Raw genomic sequence first — 21,873 nt, 5'->3', positions numbered from 1 at the left:
GGAAAGGCGTCAGCTCCAGTAGCTCCCGTCCAGCATCCGTTCGAGGGCGGCCCGGTGCAGCACCAGGTCGTCGGGGTCGTCCGGCATGGGCTGCTCGCCGAAATGGATGCGGCGGTGCCAGACTCGGGCCATGATGACGCCGTGCCTGAGCGCGGCGTACATCTCGTAGAACTCCATGTCGCGCGGCTTATATCCCGTTATTTCCTGATACGTCTCGCAGACGTCCTCGCGCCGCATGAAGTCGGGTAGGCCGGGCAGTTCCATGACCTCGGCGATCTCCTGGAAGAACCGGTGCAGAAAGATCATCCAGGCGAGGTCCAGCTCGCGGGGGGCGATCGCGGCCATCTCCCAGTCCAGCACCGCCACCGGGGTGAAGTCGCGGTACATCACGTTCCCGATGCGGGCGTCGCCCCAGCTCAGCACGTCGGGCCCCGGATCGTTCGGCCAGTGCTCGCACAGCCAGTCGAACGCCCGCTCCAGCAGCGGGATGCGCATCGAACCGTGTGCCCACTCGTAGTAGGACCGCTGGTCGTCGACGTGCCTGCGCAGCGCGGACTCGCCCGTCCCCGCGATCTCCAGGGGGCGCAGCTCCTCCACGGTGAACGGGGCGTCGTGCAGTCTGGCCAGGATCTCGACGCTCTGCCGTTGCAGCCGTGTCCGGTCGGCGGGGGAGGCGTCCAGTAGCCAGCCCTCGAAGGTGTAGGGCAGGACGTCCGGCGGCACGTCGCCGGTGAGCCGCTCCATCACGAAGAACGGGGTGCCCATCGGTGCGGGGTCGGGCTCGTACCACAGGGTCCGGGGCGCGAGCACCCCGGCGCGCTCCCTGGCCATCCGCATGACCTCGAACTGCCTGCCGAGGTCGTAGCTCGGGAAGACCGGCACGGCCTCGCTCGCCGGGGCCATCCGGGCGACGCAGCCGATCTCCCGCCTGCCCTCCGCCGCCGTCCAGGAGGCGTCGAAGAGCAGGGTCTCACTGGACATGCCGTTGCCCGAGGGCGCCGACAGCCGGGAGAGCGTGACGGGGGATCCCACCCTGCCGGAGAGCCAGGAGCGCATCCGTTCGTGTAACTCATCGAGGTCGCGGGTGGATGTCCGCATATCCTCGGCCTGCCGGCGCTGCTGATCCATCGCGCTCTCCCGGGTGGCGTACGTCACAAGGTGATCCGCACAGTCGTAACCTAAGAGCAAGCGCTTGTCCATAAAGAGTTCACGGCCGGGTCGGCCGCCGTCCGCCTTGCGGTCAGGTCGGGGTCAGGGTGCGGTAGCCGTACCCTTGACGTGAAGACCGATCCGAGTAGGGGCCGTGATGAGTTCAGCCGGAGAGGGCCTGTCTCGTCCGTTACCCGAGCAGGTTCGCTTACACGTAGTGGAACTGGCGTCCCAGATCCTCGGTTCCATGCCCGCCGCCTCGGTGCCGCCGCCGCTGAAGGGGATCGCCAGATTCGACCCTCGCAAGCGCGCCAGGCTGGGTGGCGCGCCCATCGCCGCGCAACTGGAGACCGACAAGAAGTTCCGCGAGCTGGTCGCGGAGACGCTGACCGCGGGCTGGCCGGAACTGATCGCGAGCCTCGCCGAGGGCGCGGTCCCGCCGGCCGCCGAGCCCGTCATGGTGGCCGCGGCCGCCTACCTGACCCGGCCGCCCGGCTGGGCGGACATGGTGGAGGCGGCCCGCGCGGACCTGGAGCGATCGGCCGCCGCCGCCGAGGACTCCGCGCAGGAGCAGACGCTCTCCCGGCTGCGCGAGCAGTTGGCAGGCCAGAAGAGCGCGGCCAAGGAGGAGTCCGAACGGCTGCGCGAGCAGCTCAAGGCCTCGCGCTCGGAGGTCTCCGACCTGCGCCGCAGGCTGCACGAGGCCCGGGAGCGGGCCAGGGCGGCCGAGGCGCGTGCCGCCGAGGCCTGGGAGGCGGCGGAGGAGGCGAAGACCGCCGCGGTCTCGGCGGGGAGCAGCGTGGAGAGCGAGCTGCGCCGCCTGCGTGAGCGGCTGGCTGACGCCGAGCGCCAGCTGGAGTCGACGCGCAGGGCGGCCCGCGAGGGCCGCAGCGTGGAGGACACCAAGGTCCGCATGCTGCTCGACGCCCTGCAGGACGCCGCCGCGGGGCTCCGCAGGGAGCTCGCCCTGCCCTCCGGCATCCACCGTCCCGCCGACTCGGTGGCCTCGGTGGCGCCGGGCAGGCAGGGGGTCCAGGCGGTTCCCGCGCGGGCGCTCGCCGACGACGACCCCGCCCTGCTCGACCAGTTGCTCGCGCTGCCGCAGATCCACCTGATCGTCGACGGCTACAACGTGACCAAGACCGGTTACGGCACGTTCACCCTCGCCGACCAGCGCAATCGCCTCCTCACCGGCCTCGGTGCGCTCTACGCGCAGACCCGAACCGAGCTGACCTGCGTCTTCGACGGCGCCGAGCTGAACGGGCCGGTCCCGGTGTCGGCCCCCAGGGGGGTGCGCGTGATGTTCAGCGCGCCGGGGCAGATCGCCGACGACCTGATCCGCCAGCTGGTCCGCGCCGAGCCCACGGGACGCGCGGTCGCGGTGGTCTCCTCGGATCGGGAGGTGGCCGAGTCGGTCCGCAGGATGGGTGCCCGGCCGGTCCCCTCGCTGCTTCTTCTCAGGCGTCTGGGACGGGCGTGAACCTTTTCCGGTGATGGCGCATCGAACTACCGGAAGGTATTTCGATCTCCCCAGGGGCACTCGATGAAGAAGATCATAACGCTCGCCGTCGCCGTGCTGGCCATCGGGGCGACCGTCGCCACCCCCGCCGCGGTCGCGGCGGCCGGCATCCCCAAGGGCTTCCTGCTCTATGAGAAGGACGCGGCGAAGAAGCCCGCCCTCGCCGAGAGCAGCTGGAAGGTCAGCGACTCGGCCAAGGTCCGGCTGGCGATCAACCCGTGCGACCGGGCCACGCTGGCCAGAACCGGCCGGACGGCCGCGCGGACGGTGACCTACACCAGCGTCCCGGACTTCCAGAAGGTCGAGCAGGTGATCCTGTACCGCTCGAAGGCGGCCGCCGCCGGAGCGGTCGCCCAGGTGCGCTCCGCCCTGACCGCCTGCCGCTCCAACACCAACGGGGGCTCCGCCTACCGCTACGTCTCCTCGCGCCTGACCGGGCTCGGAGACGAGGCGCTGAAGGTCTCCGGGCAGGTCTACTACAAGGGGAAGGCGGGCGTGGGGGGTGACCGGAGCGTGCTGGTCAGGAAGGGCAACGCGGTCCTGGTCTACCTCTGGGCCGGGGAGTACTACAAGCCCGCGCGGAGCGACTGGGCCACCCAGTTGCGCGACGCCAGAAAGATGACCGGAAAGATCTGCGCCGTCGCCGACTGCTGAGGGGCGCCTCCGGGGTATCGGGGCTGCCACCTGCGGCAATAGCGCAAAACATGTGAAAAGGTGATCTAAACCTTACTTGTTCTGTACTATTCGCCGCAGGTCTGTGCAGTCTGGAGGCGTTGACGTGGCCGTGGCGGGTATGCCGGTTGGACTCATTCGGATACCGGTGGCGGCCGGGCTCGCCCTCGCGATGCTGATGACGCCGGTGAGCGGGGCCTCCGCGGAGCCGAAGCCGACGCTCGCCCAGGCCAAGAAGAAGCTGGAGAAGCTCAACGAGCAGGCCGACCAGATCGTCGAGAAGTACAACCAGGCCTCGGAGAAGTGGAAGCGGGCCAGGAAGAAGTACGTGACGCTGAACAGCGAGCTCGCCCGGCAGAGCGAGCAGGTCGCCGGGCTGCGCAAGGAGCTCGTCGCGATGGCGGTCAGCACCTACCAGTTCGGCGCGGTCAACAGCTGGGAGGGCATGGTCTACCAGACCGACCCCGGCGCGCTGCTGAGCGGCCTGGCCTCGGTCGACCAGATGTCGGCCTCCCGGGCCCAGTCGCTGAGCGCCTTCGACGAGGCCACCAAGGCGCTGCGGCTCAACAGGAACCTGGCCAAGGGCGCGCTGAGCGAGGCCGACGAGACGCGCGACGAGCTGGCCAGGGAGAAGGCCAAGGCCGACAAGATGGTCAAGGCTCAGACGAAGCTCCTGCGCGAACTCAACGTCTTCAAGGCGGGCAACCCCGAGAGCGGCGGAATCCAGTACACCGGCTCCGCCTCGGGAAACGCCCGCGCCGCCCTGCAGTTCGCCTTCGCGCAGGTCGGCAAGCCCTACCAGTACGGCGGCACGGGGCCCGGCGGCTGGGACTGCTCGGGCCTGGTCCAGGCCTCCTGGCGCAGCGGCGGAGTCAGCCTCCCCCGTACCACCTGGGAGCAGTGGAGCTGGGGCGCCGGCCGCAAGGTCTCGCTGAACGACCTCCAGCCGGGCGACCTCATCTTCAGTGAGGGCCTGGGCCACGTCAGCATGTACGCGGGCAACGGCCAGATCGTGCACGCCCCGCAGACCGGCGACGTGGTCAAGGTCGTCCCGCTCTCGGCCTACGGCCGTCGCCTCGTCGGAGCCGTCCGCCCCTGACGCACGGCGCGCGGGTCCCGGCGGCCGGAAAACCGGGTGCGCCGCCCGCGGCGGCGCTGTCAGCATCGGAAAATGATCACTTCATGGATGCTCGACGAACTCGCCCATGCCGGTCCCGAGCACCTCGACGCCGCGTTCGTCGCCGGGTTCGACCGCAAGCAGGGCAGGCCCGATCCGGGGGAGGACCTCGCCGCACTCGCCGGGCGCGGCCTGGGGGAGACGGCGACGGTCGTGGAGCTCGGCGCGGGGACGGGGCAGTTCGCCCTGGCCGCGGCGCGTCGGTTCCGGCGGGTGGTGGCGGTTGACGTCTCCCCGGCGATGCACGACTTCCTGACCGTCCGGGCCGCCGAGGACGGCCTGGCCAACCTCGAGTGCGTGCGGGCGGGCTTTCTCTCCTACGAGCACGCGGGGCCACCCGCGGACGCGGTCTACACCCGTCACGCCCTTCATCAGCTCCCCGACTTCTGGAAGGCGGTCGCGCTCGACCGCATCGCGCGGATCGTACGGCCCGGGGGCGTCCTGCGCCTGCGCGACCTGATCTTCGATTTCCGGCCGGCCGAGGCCGACGCCGTGCTCGGCCGCTGGCTCGACGGCGCGGCCGGCGATCCCGCGCTGGGCTACACCCGCGAGGACTACGCCGAGCATCTGCGCACCGAGTACAGCACCTTCCGGTGGCTTCTCGAACCGATGCTCGACGCAGCCGGGTTCGAGATCGTCGAGGCGGACTTCAGGGAATCGATCTACGGCGCCTACACGTGCGTCCGGCGCTGACGCGTGCCCGGCGGCGAGGGAGGGCCCCTCACGGCTTCAACGGTGAATGATGGTAAATGTGATGAACATTACAGAAACCATGATTTGTCGGGTGTGATTCCGGAGGTGTGACGAGGGTCATATCTCAATAGCATAAATGGCCATTAAGCAGGGGTAACAGGAAGATCACGAAGGCTTGTCGATCTTCTTGTTTGGCGAATGCTTTGCCGAAAGTTGGAGATCGGGGTAACTTCTGGCCTCGCGACGTGCAAGCCATGCCGTCGCGGTGAATGTCGGTCTTCGGGCCGGTGTCCCTATAGAAATCCAACCGGCCGCCGCTCCCCTGCCGGGGGACGGACCTCATCGCGGCGGCCCGCCGAATCCATGCAGCCAGGAGGCATGGAACCGGGGACCCAAAAGGCCCGAGACAACGTGGCCAGGGGTGAATCAGCGCATTTGCGCTGTAGGGCATCTTCCCAGCCCGAACCCGTCAGCTAACCCGGTAGGCATCAGTGGAAGCACCAAGGAGAAATCCTGTCTACCACCCCGTGTAACACCCGTCTGTCGCGCCTTTTCCGCCTTTCCCTCGGCGGTATCGCCCTCACCTTGACCGCCTCAGCCGGAGCGGTCACCCTGGGGTCGACGGCGGCCGGAGCGACGACGGACAGCACCCCTGAGATCCTGGTCGACACCGCGGCCGGAGTCTCCGAGCAGACCGATCGGGCTGCGCACAAGGCCAAGGCCGGTACCAAGGTCAAGACCAAGATGAGCAGGGCGGCCCTGCAGAAGGTGCGGGCCCGCAAGGCCGTCTCGACGGCCAAGAAGCAGATCGGCGATCCGTACCGGTGGGGTGCCTCCGGTCCCGGCGCGTTCGACTGCTCGGGGCTCGTCAAATACGCCTGGCGCAAGGCGGGCGTGTCCATCCCCCGGATCACGCACAGCCAGTACCGGGCGATCAGGAAGAAGGTCTCGTGGAGCCACCTGCGCCCCGGTGACCTGATGTTCTTCAGTGGAAAGGGCCACGTCGGCATGTACGTCGGCAAGGGCAGGATGGTCCACTCGCCGAGCAGCGGCAAGACGGTCCGGATCGTGAAGCTGGAGGGGTACTACAGGTCCTCCTTCGCCGGAGCGGTCCGGCCCGGAGCCTGACCCGGGCAAGGGGCGCCGGCCCCGTTCCTCACATGTGGAGGGGCGGGGCCGCTCCGTTTCCGGCAGGGGCCGCGAGCGTGCCGCCCGGGCGGATCCGTGCCTCCGGCAAGGAGCGTCGCGATGCCGGTCGATTGACGGCCCCCGGCCCGGAGGCCGGAGCACCGGCCGGCATTCCGATAACATCGACTCGTTATGTCCGTCCCGAAGGGGCGCCGCACCGTGCTCGCCGGGATGCTGGCGCTGATGAGCGTGGGCCCGTCGGCCGGGACGGGACCTCTCCTGGCCGGAGCCGGCCCGCTTCCTCGTGATCCTCTCCAGCGCGCCGGAGAACTCCCCGTCGACCTTCGAGACCTGTGGCCCGGCGCCGCCGTCGTCGTCCGGGGTGAGCATTCCCTCGTGATCGGCCACGACCTCGCGCCCACCGTCCTGCGAGACCTGGCCGCCAGGGCCGACCGGGCCCGTCGCGCGGTCGCGGCGATCTGGGGGCCGGTCCGAGCGGTGATCCTGTTCCCCGCCACCGATGCCGAGGCCGCGGCACTCGCCGGAGCGGAGAGCACCCGGGGCCTGGCCGCGATGGCGACCGCGGACCGGGTGATCGTCCTGCCCTCGGGTTACGCGAGGCTCACCATGACCGGCAGGGACGTGGTGATCACGCACGAGCTGGTGCACGTGGCCACCGGTGCGACCCGTGGCGGCCGGGTGCCGATGTGGCTGTCGGAGGGCTTCGCCGACTACGTGGGCTACCGCGATGCCGGAATCCCGGTACGGACGGCCGCCGCCGAGCTGGCCGCCGAGGTGCGCGCCGGAGTCCTGCCCGCCCGTCTCCCGGGTCCCGCCGACTTCGCCCCCGGCGCTCCGCGGCTCGCGCAGGCGTACGAGGAGGCCTGGCTCGCCTGCCGGTTCATCGCGGAGCGCTTCGGTGAGAGGGCCCTGGTGAGACTCTACGGTGGCGATGTCACCGACACGCTCGGCCTGTCGCCCGCCCAACTCACCGTGGCGTGGCGTGACTATCTCGGAGAGGAACTCGCCTGACATCCTTGTGTCCTTCCCGGTCCAGGCCTCACCTGGCGGATCCCGCCGTGGCGAGGAGCGGTCGGCGGGTGCCTCGCAGGGCGCGGGAGGGAGCCGCGGCGTGCCGCGGCGACCGGTGACGACAGGGCGAGGCGCCGTCCGGCCGACCGCGGCAGGCGGAGGATCCAAAGGACGGGGCCCAGGGTTCGGGCTCCACGCTGGAGGTGTTTGATGACGCTGAGCACGACGGACGCGCCCTCGGGTGTGCGGTCGGCGGGGTGGGCGCTGGCCGCGCTGGGGGTGGTCACCCTGGCGGTCGTGGCGGTCGCCACGCCCTGGCGGGCGCTGCCCGAGGGGACCCCGGCGGTCGTCCCCGATCCGGGCCGCGACTTCACGGCCGAGCAGATCGCCAGGTCCGAGGCGTTCGACAGACTGGTCAGCGTGCCGGGTTACCTCTCCCTCGGCCTGACGCTGGTGGTGGCGGGGGTACTGGTGGGCACCCCGCTGGGCGCCCGGCTCGTCGGCCGGCTGCGGGGGCCGTGGTGGCTGCGGGCGCTGCTCGGCGTGCTGGTGCTGTCGGTGGCCGTCGCGATGCTGCGCTGGCCGCTGGGAATGTGGTCGGAGACCTACCTGCGCGACTTCGGGTTGTCCACCCAGACCTGGCCGACCTGGACCGCCGACCGGATCAAGAGCCTGGGCGTCGGCACCGCGCTGACCGCGATCATGGTTCTGGCGGTGGTCGCGCTGGCGCGGCGCTACCGGCGCTGGTGGATCCCGGCGGCGGCCGGCGCGTTCGCACTGACGGTGGCGGCCTCCTTCGCCTACCCGGTGCTCATCGAGCCGATCTTCAACGACTTCAGGCCGATGGAGGCCGGACGACTCCGCGACGACCTGCTCGCCATGGCCGCCAGGGACGGCGTGCCGGTGGAGGACGTGCTCGTCGCCGACGCCTCCCGGCGGACCACCGCGCTCAACGCCTACGTCTCCGGATTCGGCGCGACCCGCAGGATCGTCGTCTACGACACGCTGCTCCGGGCGCCCGCCGACGAGGTCGAGCTGGTGGTCGCGCACGAGCTCGGTCACGCCAAGGCGGGCGACGTGCTCTCCGGTACGCTCGTCGGAGCCCTGGGCGCGGCGTTCGGGGCGTGCCTGCTCTACGTGGTGACCTCGGCGGGGGTCGTGCGGCGTCGCGCGGGGATCTCCTCCATCGGTGACCCGAGGGCGGTGGGTTTGGTCATGGGGCTGCTCAGCCTGGCCGCGGTGCTGTCAGGACCGGCACAGAACCTGGTGAGCCGGCACATCGAGGCCCGTGCGGACGTCCACGCGCTGGACCTGACCAGGGATCCGGCGACGTTCGCCGCCATGCAGAAACGGCTGGCGGTCACCAACATCTCGGATCTGTCGCCCGACCTCGTGGAGTACGTGCTCTACGCCTCGCATCCCACCGCGCCGCAGCGCATCGCGCTGGCGCGCTCCTGGGCCCGGCTGAACGGTCTCTCCGAGCCATGAGGCGCACGCTGGTGGTCACGAACGACTTCCCGCCCCGCGCCGGGGGGATCCAGTCCTTCGTGTACGGTCTCATCGCCCGCCGCCCGCCCGGCTCCGTCGTCGTCTACGCCCCCCGATGGCCCGACAGCGAGGACTTCGACCTGCGGCAGCCCTACCCCGTGGTGCGGCACCCCACCTCGCTGATGCTGCCCACCCCCGCCGTCGCCCGCCGGGCGGCCGCACTGGTCGCCGAGTTCGGGTGCGAGACCGTGGTCTTCGGGGCGGCGGCGCCGCTCGGGCTGCTCGCGCCCAGGATGCGCGAGGCCGGGGTCCGCCGCGTCGTCATGGTCACCCACGGCCACGAGGCGGGCTGGACGGCGCTCCCGGTCGGCCGCCGGGTGCTCGCCAGAATCGGCGCGCACGCCGACGTGGTCACCTACCTGGGGGAGTACACCCGGCAGCGGCTGGTCAGGGTGATACCCGGGGACAAGCTGGTGCGGCTCGCGCCCGGCGTCGACACCGAGGTGTTCGCGCCCGGGGCAGGGAGAGAGCGGGTGCGCGCGGCGCTCGGACTGGGAGAGCGGCCGGTGGTGCTCTGCCTGTCCAGGCTGGTGCCGCGCAAGGGCCAGGACACGCTGCTGCGGGCCTGGCCCGGTGTGCTGCGGGACGTTCCCGACGCGATGCTCCTGATCGTCGGCGGTGGCCCGTACCGCAGGACCCTGGAACGGCTGGCCAGGCCGATGGGCGGCTCGGTCCAGATCACCGGCTCCGTGCCGGAGGCCGCGCTGCCCGGCTACCTGGCAGCGGGCGACGTGTTCGCCATGCCGTGCCGTACCCGCCTGGGCGGTATCGACGTGGAGGGACTCGGCATCGTCTATCTGGAGGCGTCCGCCAGCGGACTGCCCGTGGTGGCGGGCTCCTCGGGCGGCGCCCCCGACGCCGTGCTACGCGGGCAGACCGGCCTGGTCGTCGACGGCACCCGCCCGGACGAGGTCACGGCGACCCTGGTCGACCTGCTCAAGGACCTGGCCGGGGCGCGTGCCATGGGTGAACGCGGGCGCGAGTGGGTCGCGCGCGAGTGGAGCTGGGATCTCGCCGCCTCCCGCTTCGCCCGCGTTCTGGAGTCCGTGGAGACCCCCTGACTAGCCGTAGAGGGACTCGACCTGCTTGGCGAAGTCGCGCATCACGACGGCGCGCTTGACCTTGAGGGTCGGGGTGAGGTGCCCGCTCTCCTCGCTGATGTCGACGTCGAGCACCGTGAACTTCTTGATCTGCTCGGCCCTGGAGACGAACTTGTTGGCGTTGTCCACGGCCTTCTGCACCTCGGCGACGATGGCCGGGTCGGAGCTGAGGGCGGCGAGGTCCGCGTCCGTCCTGCCGTTGGCGGCCTTCCACTGCTCCAGGGCCTCGGTGTCGAGCGTGATGAGCGCCGCGACGAACGGCCTGTCGTCGCCGACCACCATCGCCTGGCTGATCAGCGGGTGGGCGCGGATGTGGTCCTCCATCGGGGCCGGGGCGACGTTCTTGCCCGCGGCGGTGACGAGGATCTCCTTCTGGCGGCCGGTGATGCGCAGGTAGCCGTCCCCGTCCAGCTCTCCGACGTCGCCGGTGTGGAACCAGCCGTCCTTGTCGATCGCCACGGCGGTGGCCTCGTCGTTGTTCCAGTAGCCCTCGAAGACATGGCGGCCCTTGACGAGCACCTCGCCGTGCTCGCCGATGCCGATGGTGACGCCGGGGAACGGCTTGCCGACGGTGCCGATCTTGTTGGCCCCCGGCAGGTTGACCGAGGAGGGCGCCGAGGTCTCGGTCAGGCCCCAGCCCTCGAGCACCTCGATGCCCACGCCGCGGAAGAAGTGGCCGAGCCGCTCGCCCAGGGCGGAGCCGCCGGACACGGCCGCCGTCAGCCTGCCGCCGGTCGCGGCGCGCAGCTTGCCGTAGACGAGCCTGTCGAACAGGGCGTGCTTGAGCCTCAGGCCCAGCCCCGCGCCGCCGGTGGACTCCGCCCTGCTCCAGGCGATGGCGGTCTCCGCCGCGGCGTGGAAGATCTTCCCCTTGCCGTCGGCGGTGGCCTTCTGCTCGGCGGCGTTGTAGACCTTCTCGAACACGCGGGGCACGCCCAGCAGGAACGTGGGCTTGAAGGCCTGCAGGTCGGGGCCGACGTTCTTCATGTTGGGGGTGTGCGCGAGGACCGTGCCCGTCTCGATCAGCACGATCTCGATGATGCGGGCGAAGACGTGCGCGAGCGGCAGGAAGAGCAGGGCCGCCCTGTCGTCCACGGTGAAGAGGCGCTCCAGCGGGCCGTGCGCGACGTTCCTGGCGGTGAACAGCAGGTTGTCATGGGTCAGCCGGCAGCCCTTGGGCCGGCCGGTGGTGCCCGAGGTGTAGACGATGGTGGCCAGGTCGGCGATGCCGCGGCCGGCCCTGCGCTCGGCGAGCGTGTCGTCGCCGACCTCGGCGCCGAGCGCGGTCAGCTCGTCCAGGGCACCGCCCTCGATGCGCCAGACGTCCTTGAGGCCGGGCAGCTCCGAGGTGCTCTCGCGGACCGTCTCCTCGTTCGAGTCCAACTCGACGAAGACGGCCTTCGCGCCACTGTCGGAGATGATCCAGGAGACCTGGTCGGCCGAGGAGGACTCGTAGATCGGCACGCTGACCGCGCCCGCGGCCCAGATCGCGTAGTCGATCACGGTCCACTCGTAGCGGGTGCGCGACATCAGCGCCACCCGGTCGCCGGGTTCGACGCCGGCCGCGATCAGGCCCTTGGCCACTTCCGCGACCTGGTCGCGGAACTCGCGGGCGGTGACGGCGGCCCAGTCGTCGCCGACCTTGCGGCGCAGGGCGACGGCGCCCGGCTCCTCTTCGGCGCGCCGGAACACCGTGTCGGTCAGGTTGGCGGAGGCGGGGACATCCACCAGCACGGGGACGCTGTACTCACGCACGGATCACTCCTGGAGACGCACGGATCGATGGGCTGCCTGGAAGCTATCGCGATAAGTTACGCATGAGTAAATTCGTCACCCAGGCGTTATCAACGGGAATTTCACCGTACCAACTGCTCTCGTCTGGAGTGGTTGGCCGCGCCGCCGTGTGAGGTTTGTTACTTATGCCGGTATTTGCGGGTGGTTAGGATGTCCGGCATGCGGGTTCATGTCGTCAGCGATGTACACGGGAGAGCTGACGCGCTGGCCCGCGCGGGAGAGGGCGCCGACGCCCTGATCTGCCTGGGGGACCTGATCCTGTTCGTCGACTACGACGACCACTCCCAGGGCATCTTCGCCGAGCTCTTCGGGGCGGAGCGGGCGGCGGAGTTCATCGCGCTGCGGACGGCCAAGCGGTTCGAGGAGGCGCGGGCGATGTCCTCGGCGCTCTGGGCGTCGCTGGAGGGCGGCCCGCGCGAGCACATCGAGCGCTCCGTCAGGCGGCAGTACGGTGAGATCTTCGCCGCGATGCCGACCCCCGCCTACCTCACCTACGGCAACGTGGACCTGCCGCGCTACTGGCCCGAGTACGTGCGCGAGGGCCACCGGGTGCTCGACGGCGAGACCGTGGAGATCGGCGGCCTGCGCTTCGGCTTCGTCGGGGGCGGGCTGCGCACCCCGTACCGGACCCCGTACGAGATCGACGAGGAGGAGTTCGCCCGCAAGGTGGAGGCCGTCGGCGAGGTCGACGTGCTCTGCTGCCACATTCCGCCGGCCATCCCCGAACTGCTCTACGACGTGGTGGCCCGGCGGTTCGAGCGGGGCAGCGAGGCCACCCTGGAGGCGATCCGGCGGACCCAGCCGCGCTACGCCCTCTTCGGTCACGTACACCAGCCCCTCGCCGCCCGCACCCGGGTCGGCAGGACCGAGTGCCTCAACGTGGGGCACTTCAGGAACCGGGGTGTTCCCTTCGCGCTGGAGTGGTAGCCGGTCGCGGCCCTGCCAGGCGTACGCGGACGATCGTGAAGCAGTACGGTTGGCCCATGGCTGATCGCACCACCTCCAGCATCACGATCGGCGCGGACCGGTCGACCATCATGGCGGTCATCGCCGACTTCCCCTCCTATCCCCGGTGGGCGGGCCAGGTGAAGTCCGCGCGGATCCTCTCCACGGGGGAGGACGGCCGCCCGGCCACGGTCAGGTTCGTCCTCGATGCGGGTGTGATCAGCGACGAGTACACCCTCCGCTACACCTGGTACGGCGACGAGTCGGTCGACTGGCACATCGCCGAGGCGGGGAAGATGGTCTCCGGGCTCACCGGGAGCTACCGTCTCGCCGACGCGGGCGGCGGCACCGAGGTGACGTACGAACTCGCCGTCGACCTCAAGGTTCCGATGATCGGCATGATCAAGCGGAAGGCGGAGAAGGTCATCGTCGACACCGCCCTGAAGGGGCTGAAGAAGCGCGTCGAGACCCGATGAGGGAGCGGGGCGTGATCGCGGAACCGTCCCTCGGGAGGACGACGTGAGCCGGGTCCTGCTCTTCACCGGCAAGGGCGGCGTCGGCAAGACGACCGCCGCCGCGGCCACCGCCACCCTCGCCGCCCGGTCCGGCCTCAAGACCCTGGTGGTCTCCACGGACACCGCCCATTCGCTGGCCGACGCCCTCGGCGTGCACGCCGCGACGGAGCCCACCGAGATCGCCCCCGGCCTCTCCCTGCAGCAGGTCGACACCCAACGGGCGCTGGAGCGCCAGTGGGGTGAGCTGCGCGACTATGCCAGGGGCGTCTTCGCCGAGCTCGGCCTCGACGAGGTGACCGCCGAGGAGATCACGGTGCTGCCCGGCGCCGAGGAGGTCATCGCGCTGCTGGAGCTGCGCGAGCAGGCGCGCACCGGACTGTGGGACGTCATCGTCATCGACTGCGCCCCGACCGCCGAGACGCTCAGGCTGCTGGCCCTGCCCGAGGCCCTCGACTGGCACGTGAACCGGCTGCTGCCCGTCGGCAGGCGGCTGCTGCGCACCCTCTCCCCGCTGATCCGCCGCCTGGCGCAGGTAAGTGTGCCGGAAGACCACGTGGTGGGCGCCGGGGAGCGGCTCCACCGGGGGTTGCTGGAGGTGCGAGAGCTGCTCACCGGACCCGACGCGAGCGTCCGGCTGGTGCTCACCCCGGAGGCCGTCGTGCTGGCCGAGGCCCGCCGCACGCTCACCTCCCTCAGCCTGTACGGCTACCGCGTCGACGCGGTGATCGCCAACCGGGTCTTCCCCTCGGAGGGCGCCGACGAGTGGCGGCAGCGGTGGGTGCGGGCCCAGGCCCTGCACCTGGCCGAGGTCGAGGAGTCCTTCGCGCCGCTGCCCGTGCACACCGTGCCCTACCTCGAGGCCGAGCCCGTCGGCCTCGACGCCCTCGCCGGTGTCGCCGAGGCCATGTACCGGGGGAGCGACCCCTTCGCCCCGCCCTCCGTCGACCCGCCGCTGCGGATCACCGCCGAGGGCGAGCTGATCCTGGCCCTGCCGCTCGCGGACAAGGACGGGGTGGATCTGGCGCGCAAGGGCGACGAACTGATCGTCAACGCCGGTTCCTACCGCCGGGTCCTGGCCCTGCCCGCCGCGCTGGCTCGCAGGTCGGTGCGGGAAGCCGCGCTCCGAGACGGGTTTCTCCGGGTACGGTTCGAAGCGGGAGGGCCTGATGACTGATAACACGAATGACGCAGAGAAGACCCCGAAGTCGCGTGCGCCCAGGAAGCCGGGTAAGGCGGCCGGCGCCGTGACGCCGGAGGTCGCCGCCGAAACCGCCGGCACCGGAGCCGCCGAGAAGACTCCGAAGTCGCGTGCGCCCAGGAGGCCGCGTAAGGCGGCCGGCGTGGCGCCGGAGGTCGCGGCCGACACCGGGGGCGCCGAGAAGGTCCAGAAGAGCCGCCGCGCGAAGCCTGCCGGAGGATCCGCAAAGTCCGGGCGTACCGGATCGGCCGAGTCCGCCGAGCTGGCCGAGGTGGTCGAGGCGGCTGAGGCGGGGATCGAGCCCGGCGAGCGGATCGAGATCGCGCCCGGGGCTTCGGATCCCGGGCGGGCCCCGGCCTCGGAGCAGGCCGAGCGCGACGCGCGCGCCGAGTGGTTCGAGCGCGCCGACCGGGCCCGGCGCGAGGAGCGGACCGGCTGGGCCCCGTGGGACCGCCCCGGCGAGCGCGAGGAGCCGGGCGGGACCGAGGAGCGCGGGCGGGACGAGCAGGCGCGTGAGGAGTGGGCCGAAGCAGGTAGGGACCCACTGGGCAGCGCGGCCGAGGAGGCGTTCAAACTCTTCGACACGCTGCAGCAGAAGGCGACCAGGGAACTGCGCAAGAATCTGATCAAGGGCACGATGACCGGTTTCGGCAGCGCGTTCTCCGGTGGCGGCCGAGGAAGAGAGCGGGACGTGTGGGAGGAGGCGGTCTCCGAGCCCGAGGAGTACATCTGCCGGGCCTGCCCCGTCTGCCGCGCGATGGCCGCGCAGCGTGAGTCGGGAGCCGCCGTCACCGATCACCTCATGCAGGCCGGCACCGAGTTGTTCGCCGCCTTCAAGTCGGCGGTCGAAGGGCTCGGCAAGCCCGCGCCAGGCCAGCGGGCACGGGAGCGCGAGCGCGAGGACACCCCCGTGGAGCACATCGACCTGGGGTGAGCCCCAGGGGGAGAGGAAGAAACGGACAATGGCGCTGACCATCGGCGTGGACATCGGCGGTACGAAGGTCGCGGCGGGAGTCGTCGACGAGGACGGCCGGATCGTCGCGCACCTGCTGCGGCCCACCCCGGCCGAGAACCCCGAGCGGGTCGCCCACACGATCGGTGACGTGATCCTGGAACTCGCCAGGGACCGCGAGATCGAGGCCGTCGGTCTCGGCGCCGCCGGGTTCGTCGACGAGACCCGGTCCATCGTCCGGTTCGCCCCCAACCTCGCCTGGCGCGAGGAGCCCCTGCAGAAGAAGGTCTCCGACCTGGTCGGCCTGCCCGTCGTGGTGGAGAACGACGCCAACGCGATGGCGTGGGGTGAGGCCAGGTTCGGCGCCGGTCGGGGGGAGAGCCACCTGGTGTGCGTGACCGTCGGCACCGGCATCGGCGGCGGCATCGTGTTCGACGGTTCCCTCTACCGGGGGCGCTGGGGCATGGGCGCCGAGTTCGGCCACATGCAGGCGGTCCCCCAGGGCCGCCTGTGCGGGTGCGGCAACCTCGGCTGCTGGGAGCAGTACGCCAGTGGCAGCGCCCTGGTCAACGAGGCCAGGAAGATCGCCGAGGCCGAGCCGGACAGGGCCGTCACGCTCCTGAAGATCGCCGGCGGAACGCCGGAACAGATCGAGGGCCACGAGGTCACCGAGGCGGCCAGGCAGGGCGACCCGGCCGCGCTGGCCGCGTTCTCCTCGATGGCCCGCTGGATCGGTCAGGGGCTGACCGACCTCGTCGCCGTCCTCGACCCCGGCTGCTTCGTGCTCGGCGGCGGTGTCTCGCGCGCCGCGGATCTGTGGATCGACGAGACCCGCGAGTTCTTCGCCACGCACCTGAGTGGCCGGGGACACCGCCCGCTGGCCGACATCCGGCTGGCCGAACTCGGTGCCTCGGCGGGCCTGGTGGGCGCCGCGGATCTCGCCCGCAGGCGCTGACCGGGGTCTTCCTCCCGAAAGCCGCTCAGGGGAGCCCTTCTCCGGTCCGCCGGGCGGGGCGCCCCCGGCCGGGGCACGTCGCCGCCCGCCGACGGTCCGCATACCGATCAGGGGCGGATGGCTGGTATATCCGGCGGCGCCCGGTTACCCTCGCGTCACGCGTCGCGAAGTGAGGTAGCCGTGGTGCTCAGGATCGCCAGCTACAACGTGCGTTCCATGAGGGACGACATCCCGGCGCTGGAGCGGGTGGTCGCCGCGCTCCGCGCGGACGTGCTCTGTGTGCAGGAGGCGCCCCGGTTCCTCTGCTGGCGCCGCAGGCGCAGACGGCTGGCCGCCTTCGGCGGACTATCCGTGGCGGCCGGCCGCCGCAGGGGCGGCGTCGCCGTGCTGACCGGTCCCGGCGTGCGGCTGCTGCACGGGGAGGGACGTCTGCTGGAGTCCTGCTTCCCCCTGGAGCGGCGGGCCATCGCGATCGCCGTGGTGGAGGCGGAGGGACGGCGGATCGCCGTCGGCTCCATCCACCTCGACCTCGACGAGACGGCCAGGCGCCGGCACGCGGGTGAGGCGGTGAGGCTCCTGGGAGAGGTGGCCGACCGGTTCGGCGCGCTGCCGGTGCTGGCCGGAGACATCAACGAGCAGTCCGGCCAGCCGAGCTGGCAGCACCTCGCCGAACGGCTGACCGACTGCTACCCGGTCTCACCGCGCGGTGACGGCTTCACCTTCCCGGCCAGGGGGCCGCACAAACGGATCGACGCGATCTTCGCGATGGCCGGCCTCTCCGTGGCCTCCTGCGGGGGTGCCGAGGCCGATCCGGCGGACCTGGTGGCCGCCACCGACCACCTGCCGGTGATCGTCGAACTGGATCTTCGGCACCCCGGGTCCCACCTCTGAGGAGCCCGCCTTCCGGGGAGCCGGGAAAACCGGCGGGATCAGGGTTTTCGTGACGAACGGCAGGGAGTCCTCCCGGATCACGCCCGTCAACTGGAGAGACCGGGACACGGGGAGGGGAGGAGCCCCGTACCATTTGAAACATGACCCGTCGCCTTCCGCGGCGTGCGCTGGCTCTCTGCGCGGGAGGCCTGCTCCTGCTGTCCTCGCACACCTCTCCAGCACATGCCGATCCCGTCAGCCCGCCCGTGGCCGATGCCTGGCAGGCTCCGGCCAGCGCGGGCCTGAGCAGTGACGGATCGCTCTCCGACGTGGTGGGCGTCTCGGCCACGAGTGTGTGGGCGGTGGGCCAGCAGAGCGTCTGGGACGTCTGGCAGAGTCGTGGCGCGATCACCCACTGGAACGGTTCCTCCTGGAACGAGGTCGGCATCCGCAACGACCCGACGGGCGCGGGGCCCCTGCGTTCCGTCGCGGCGGCCTCGGCGTCGGAGCTGTGGGCCGTCGGCGAGGGACATGACGGTCTTCCCTACCTGGCGAAGGGGGACGGGGCGGCCTTCGACAGGGTCGTCGTCGACAAACTGCACGCGGGTGACTGGCTGGGCGGGGTGGCGGCCGTCCCCGGCCGGGTGGTCGCCGTCGGCCGCCGTGGCAGGCTGCCCCTGATCGTGTCCGGCGCCGGTTCGAAGTGGAAGCTCACCCAGCTTCCCGGCAGGGGCACGCTGTACGGCGTGGCGCTGTCGGGCAGGAGCGACGGGTGGGCGGTGGGCGACGCCGCGGGCAGGCCGTTGATCATGAGGCAGTCCGGCGGGCGCTGGAAGCCTTTCAAGACCCCCGAGATCCCCGGCGGCTACCTGCGTGACGTCCACCTCGACGGGCCGAAGCGGGCGATCGCCGTCGGCGGCCTCTACCGGGGGGCCGGCGAGACCGTCCCGTTGATTCTGTCGTGGAACGGTAAGAAGTGGTCCCGGGTGTCCCCGCCCGCCGGTGACATCCGCCTGTACGGGGTGACCGGCGACCGCAAGGGCCACTTCTGGATCTCCGGGGTCGACCTGGACCGGCCAGGCGAGGCGTTCCTGCTCCGCTACGACGGGCACAAGGTCAAGGCGTTGCGCGGTCCCGAGACCACCGACTCCCGGACGGTGCGGCTCCAGGCCGTGACCTATCTGCCGGGCACCGGCACCGTGTGGTCGGTCGGCCACGTGGTCGACGCCTCCGGCAAGTACACGGACGTGATCGAGCGCTTCGGCACCCCGACGCGCGCCAAGCCGTAAGGCGAGGCCTCCCGCTCAGATGACCGCGCCGTCGTCCCAGCCGGAGTCGTTGGGCGGACCGTCTCCCATGCGGACCACCAGCGCCACGAAACCACCGATGAACGCGGCGACCGCGGTGAACAGCATCCAGCCCTGCAGGTTCCAGCTGAGCGCGGCGCTGAGCAGCAGGTAGGCGGGCCCGCCGAACAGGGCCAACCATGCGACCTTGGTGGCGGCGTCGGTCTTGGGCAGCGGGGGTGGTGGCGGAGGCACGTAGTGCTCCTCCTCTTCGCCGTCACTCCGTTCGGTGTCGGTGTCCGCGTCGTCGTCGACCAGGTCGTCCTCACGCAGGAGGTCTTCCTCGTCCGACTGCTTGATCACTCGTCGCGGAGGTTCGGCCGGCAAGTTCTCGCTGTCCGGCCACGGCTGATGTGCCGAGTCATGCTCGGCGGGGTCGTTGAAGGACGCGATGATCTGACGCCAGACCTCGTCCTCGTCACTTTGAGGTGTCACTTAGCTGGGCCCGTTGTTCATCGGCCGATCACTTTCTCCCGGAGACCGCGCATCCTCCGCTCGGGATCAGTCTCTCTGCAAGGGTACAGACGCGTTCGTCTTGATGAACTCCAGGCTCCCCGCAAAGATCTGATCCGCATCATTGTCAAGAGTCGCGACGTGGTAGCTGTCGGCGAGCTCCACCACATTCAGATTCCCCCCGGTCAGCTTCTCACGCAGAATACGCACACTCGCCGGTTTCACAACATGATCCTGTGGGCTATGAAAAACCAGTACGGGCTGGGTGATCTTGCTCAGCTCCGACTGTGTCAGCGCCCAGAGCCGGGGGAGGGTGGCCGCGGCCTTGACCGGTGTGCGCGGATAGCCGAGCTCGGTCGCCCCCTCCTTCTTGATGTCTCCCGCCACGCCGGGCACCGACGCGATCACGAACCTGAGCAGGGGGGCCAGCCTGAGCAGCGGCACGTCGTTGGTCACCGACGGGTTGACGATCACCAGCCCGCTGATCCGGTCGCCGTGCACCTCGGCCAGCCGCAGCGCCATGCAGCCGCCGAGCGACAGGCCCATGACGAAGACCTCGGCGCAGGCGCCGCGCAGGTCCGCCAGGGACTTGTCCAGCTCGGCGTACCAGTCCTCCCAGCGGGTGTGGCTCATCTCCTGCCAGGTGGTGCCGTGGCCGGGCAGCCGTGGCAGCGAAACGGTGATGCCCGCCGCCGCCAGGTACTCGCCCCACGGACGCAGGGACTGCGGCGATCCGGTAAATCCATGACAGAGCAGGACGCCGATCTGTCCTCCCGCATGGTGGTACGCCTCCGCACCGGGCATGACTGGCATCGCGGCTCCTTGTAAGGTTCGCCCGATCGTCGCACGACTGGGGCGTGTTTTGCGAGAGGTCGATTTGGGTGGTTCGGTGGTGTAGGTGACCGAGGCCGGAAGTGGGAGGATAACTCCAGGTCCTCGCCTGTCAACTGAAGGAGCATGGAGTGTTCTACTGGGTGGTGAAGGCGATCCTCGGACCCCTACTCCACGTGATTTTCCGCCCGTGGGTGGAGGGCGTGGACAATGTGCCGAGGCAGGGGCCGGTGATCCTGGCCGGAAACCACCTGTCATTCGCCGACCATTTCTTCGGCGCGCTCTTCCTGCGGCGCAAGGTGATCTCTCTCGGCAAGTCCGACTACTTCACCGGCCGCGGCCTCAAGGGCATGGTGAGCAGGGCCTTCTTCAGTGGCGTCGGCACCGTCCCGATCGACCGCTCGGGGGGCAAGGCCAGCGAGGCGGCGCTCCGCACCGGCAGGCGCATCCTTGACGAAGGCCATGTACTCGCCATCTATCCCGAGGGCACCCGCTCCCACGACGGACGTCTCTACAAGGGCAAGACCGGGGTGGCCCGCCTGGCGCTGGAGTCGCGCGTGCCGGTCATCCCGTGGGCGATGGTCAACACCTTCGAGATGATGCCTCCCGGCCGCATCCTGCCCAAGCTGGGCATCCGTCCCGGTGTGAAGTTCGGCAAGCCGCTGGACTTCACCCGCTACTACGGAATGGAGGAGGACCGCCTCGTGCTGCGCGCCGTCACCGACGAGATCATGTACGCGCTGATGGAGCTCTCCGGCCAGGAGTACGTCGACAGGTATGCCGCGAGCGCCAAGGCCGAGGCCGCCCGCGCCGCCAAGGAGGCCGTCGTTCGGGCACGCGAGCGCACCTGAACGTCCTGGGTCTCCGCGCGGGCGGCCGGCGGAGATCAGCGGGTCGACTCGCGGACGACCAGTTCGGGCTGGAACATGACCTGCTGGTGGGCGTGGGACTCCGGGTTGTCGCACTCGTCGAGCAGCAGTTCGGTGGCCACCCTGCCGAGCCGGTGGGTCGGCTGCCGGATCGAGCTGAGCGAGACCGCGGACGCCGAGGCGAAGTCGATGTCGTCGTAACCGATGAGCAGGACGTCCTGGGGGACCCGCACGCCCGCGTGGAGCAGCCCCCGCAGCACGCCGAGGGCCAGCAGGTCGTTCGCGCAGAACACGGCGTCCGGCAGCCGTCCCTCGGCGACGAGCTTCTCCGCGGCCTGCTGCCCGGACCTGGCGTTCATCGCGCTCACCGCGACCTCCTCCAGCGCCTGCCCGGGGTCGCGGCCCGCCGCGGACAGCGCCCGCTCGGCCCCGGTCAGGCGGTCGGCGCACTGGCGGATGGTGAGGGGGCCGGTGACGTAGGCGATCCGGCCGGCCCCGGCGGCCAGCAGGTGGGAGACCGCGAGGGAGCCGCCGGTGATGTCGTTGACCGCCACCGAGCACTGGTCGGCACGCTCGGCGGGGTGATCCACCAGGACCACGTTGATGCCGCGCCCCCTGAGCTGGTCGAGCTTGGCCAGGTCCCCCCCGGCGGGGGTGATGAGCACTCCGCGGACCCGCTGCTCGGCGAAGACCAGGAGATTGCGCTCCTCCTTGAGCCTGTCGCCCGAGGAGTTGCCCAGGATCACCGCGTACCCGCGCTCGCTGGCCACCTCCTCGACCCCGGCGGCCACATCCGTGAAGAAGGGGTTGCCGATGTCGATGACCGAGAGGCCGACGGTGCGGCTGTGCCCGGCCCGCAGGCTGGAGGCGGAGCCGTGCCGGACGAACCCCAGCTCGCGAATGGCCTTCTCGACCCGGGAGCGGGTGGACTCGGCGACCTTCTCCGGGCGGTTGAGCACGTTGGAGACCGTTCCCGGGGAGACTCCGGCCCGCGCGGCCACTTCCTTGATGCTCACCGAACTCATGTGCACTGATTAAAACGTAACAACCGTACGAGCGCCAGCGAAGTCACCGTTTACAGCTCACCTCTGGCTTTTGACTAAAACGTTTCGACAAGCATATCCGGC

General features: G+C 70.7%; 21 protein-coding genes and 1 riboswitch. Of the genes, 16 read left to right on the top strand and 5 right to left on the bottom strand.

The features are described from left to right. Positions 1–9 precede the first annotated feature (9 nt). Positions 10–1,128: a phosphotransferase family protein gene (locus tag AB0J58_RS12605; protein WP_364214066.1), complete on the bottom strand. Its 1,119-nt coding sequence runs from the start codon at positions 1,126–1,128 to the stop codon at positions 10–12. Between the two features lie 238 nt (positions 1,129–1,366). On the opposite strand from AB0J58_RS12605, the gene AB0J58_RS12600 reads away from it, so the two are divergent. The 8 genes from AB0J58_RS12600 (at position 1,367) to AB0J58_RS12565 (ending at position 9,979) form a co-directional block, all read left to right on the top strand. Then, positions 1,367–2,629 (top strand): NYN domain-containing protein, encoded by a 1,263-nt coding sequence (locus AB0J58_RS12600; protein WP_364155386.1) that lies wholly within the window; start codon positions 1,367–1,369, stop codon positions 2,627–2,629. A 63-nt stretch (positions 2,630–2,692) separates the two neighbouring features. Continuing rightward, positions 2,693–3,322: a hypothetical protein gene (locus AB0J58_RS12595; RefSeq protein WP_364214063.1), complete on the top strand. Its 630-nt coding sequence runs from the start codon at positions 2,693–2,695 to the stop codon at positions 3,320–3,322. A 139-nt stretch (positions 3,323–3,461) separates the two neighbouring features. Further along, positions 3,462–4,439, top strand: a complete 978-nt coding sequence (locus tag AB0J58_RS12590; protein ID WP_364214061.1) for an NlpC/P60 family protein — start codon at positions 3,462–3,464, stop codon at positions 4,437–4,439. 72 nt (positions 4,440–4,511) lie between these two features. Then, positions 4,512–5,210: a class I SAM-dependent methyltransferase gene (locus AB0J58_RS12585; protein ID WP_364214058.1), complete on the top strand. Its 699-nt coding sequence runs from the start codon at positions 4,512–4,514 to the stop codon at positions 5,208–5,210. A gap of 343 nt (positions 5,211–5,553) precedes the next feature. After that, positions 5,554–5,713, top strand: a riboswitch (cyclic di-AMP (ydaO/yuaA leader). Positions 5,714–5,795: 82 nt separating this feature from the next. Then, entirely contained in the window at positions 5,796–6,338 is a 543-nt protein-coding gene (locus AB0J58_RS12580; protein WP_364214055.1) for a C40 family peptidase, read from the top strand. Positions 6,339–6,530: 192 nt separating this feature from the next. Next, positions 6,531–7,370, top strand: coding sequence for a hypothetical protein (locus tag AB0J58_RS12575; RefSeq protein WP_364214052.1), 840 nt, complete (start codon positions 6,531–6,533; stop codon positions 7,368–7,370). 210 nt (positions 7,371–7,580) lie between these two features. After that, positions 7,581–8,858 carry a M48 family metallopeptidase gene (locus AB0J58_RS12570; protein WP_364214049.1) on the top strand — a complete coding sequence of 426 codons (1,278 nt, stop codon included), beginning with the start codon at positions 7,581–7,583 and terminating at the stop codon, positions 8,856–8,858. Then, positions 8,855–9,979, top strand: a complete 1,125-nt coding sequence (locus AB0J58_RS12565; protein ID WP_364214046.1) for a glycosyltransferase family 4 protein — start codon at positions 8,855–8,857, stop codon at positions 9,977–9,979. Before AB0J58_RS12570 ends, AB0J58_RS12565 begins: the two co-directional genes overlap by 4 nt. Here the strand turns inward: AB0J58_RS12565 and AB0J58_RS12560 are convergent, their stop codons facing one another. Beyond that, positions 9,980–11,773 (bottom strand): AMP-dependent synthetase/ligase, encoded by a 1,794-nt coding sequence (locus AB0J58_RS12560; protein WP_364214044.1) that lies wholly within the window; start codon positions 11,771–11,773, stop codon positions 9,980–9,982. Between the two features lie 198 nt (positions 11,774–11,971). Here AB0J58_RS12560 and AB0J58_RS12555 point away from each other — a divergent pair, with 198 nt between their 5' ends. The 7 genes from AB0J58_RS12555 to AB0J58_RS12525 all read left to right on the top strand — a co-directional run bounded on the left by AB0J58_RS12555 (position 11,972) and on the right by AB0J58_RS12525 (position 18,536). After that, entirely contained in the window at positions 11,972–12,739 is a 768-nt protein-coding gene (locus AB0J58_RS12555; RefSeq protein ID WP_343974252.1) for a metallophosphoesterase, read from the top strand. Positions 12,740–12,795: 56 nt separating this feature from the next. Further along, a complete protein-coding gene (locus tag AB0J58_RS12550; RefSeq protein ID WP_364214041.1) occupies positions 12,796–13,233 on the top strand; it encodes an SRPBCC family protein in 438 nt (145 codons plus the stop codon). Positions 13,234–13,276: 43 nt separating this feature from the next. Then, complete coding sequence (locus tag AB0J58_RS12545; protein ID WP_364214038.1) at positions 13,277–14,446, top strand: ArsA family ATPase; 1,170 nt, start codon at positions 13,277–13,279, stop codon at positions 14,444–14,446. Next, positions 14,439–15,404 carry a hypothetical protein gene (locus AB0J58_RS12540; RefSeq protein ID WP_364214035.1) on the top strand — a complete coding sequence of 322 codons (966 nt, stop codon included), beginning with the start codon at positions 14,439–14,441 and terminating at the stop codon, positions 15,402–15,404. Before AB0J58_RS12545 ends, AB0J58_RS12540 begins: the two co-directional genes overlap by 8 nt. A gap of 28 nt (positions 15,405–15,432) precedes the next feature. Further along, positions 15,433–16,377: an ROK family glucokinase gene (locus AB0J58_RS12535; RefSeq protein ID WP_364214032.1), complete on the top strand. Its 945-nt coding sequence runs from the start codon at positions 15,433–15,435 to the stop codon at positions 16,375–16,377. 180 nt (positions 16,378–16,557) lie between these two features. Next, positions 16,558–17,268: an endonuclease/exonuclease/phosphatase family protein gene (locus tag AB0J58_RS12530; RefSeq protein ID WP_364214029.1), complete on the top strand. Its 711-nt coding sequence runs from the start codon at positions 16,558–16,560 to the stop codon at positions 17,266–17,268. Between the two features lie 140 nt (positions 17,269–17,408). Next, entirely contained in the window at positions 17,409–18,536 is a 1,128-nt protein-coding gene (locus AB0J58_RS12525) for a hypothetical protein (protein ID WP_364214026.1), read from the top strand. A 15-nt stretch (positions 18,537–18,551) separates the two neighbouring features. Here the strand turns inward: AB0J58_RS12525 and AB0J58_RS12520 are convergent, their stop codons facing one another. Beyond that, complete coding sequence (locus AB0J58_RS12520) at positions 18,552–19,028, bottom strand: hypothetical protein (RefSeq protein ID WP_364214023.1); 477 nt, start codon at positions 19,026–19,028, stop codon at positions 18,552–18,554. A gap of 66 nt (positions 19,029–19,094) precedes the next feature. Then, a complete protein-coding gene (locus AB0J58_RS12515) occupies positions 19,095–19,859 on the bottom strand; it encodes an alpha/beta fold hydrolase (RefSeq protein ID WP_343974276.1) in 765 nt (254 codons plus the stop codon). A 149-nt stretch (positions 19,860–20,008) separates the two neighbouring features. Between AB0J58_RS12515 and AB0J58_RS12510 the strand changes: the two genes are divergently transcribed. Further along, the gene (locus AB0J58_RS12510) at positions 20,009–20,728 is read left to right on the top strand and encodes a lysophospholipid acyltransferase family protein (RefSeq protein WP_343974279.1); all 720 of its coding nucleotides are present in this window, start codon (positions 20,009–20,011) and stop codon (positions 20,726–20,728) included. A 35-nt stretch (positions 20,729–20,763) separates the two neighbouring features. On the opposite strand, the gene AB0J58_RS12505 is transcribed toward AB0J58_RS12510, so the two are convergent. Further along, a complete protein-coding gene (locus AB0J58_RS12505; RefSeq protein ID WP_364214020.1) occupies positions 20,764–21,771 on the bottom strand; it encodes a substrate-binding domain-containing protein in 1,008 nt (335 codons plus the stop codon). Positions 21,772–21,873: the final 102 nt, after the last annotated feature.

It is taken from the genome of Streptosporangium sp. NPDC049644, assembly GCF_040675205.1.
In the GTDB taxonomy this organism is placed as follows: domain Bacteria; phylum Actinomycetota; class Actinomycetes; order Streptosporangiales; family Streptosporangiaceae; genus Streptosporangium; species Streptosporangium fukuiense.
The sequence above is the reverse complement of the archived record's forward strand: the minus strand, read 5'-3'. Positions and strand labels throughout refer to the sequence as shown.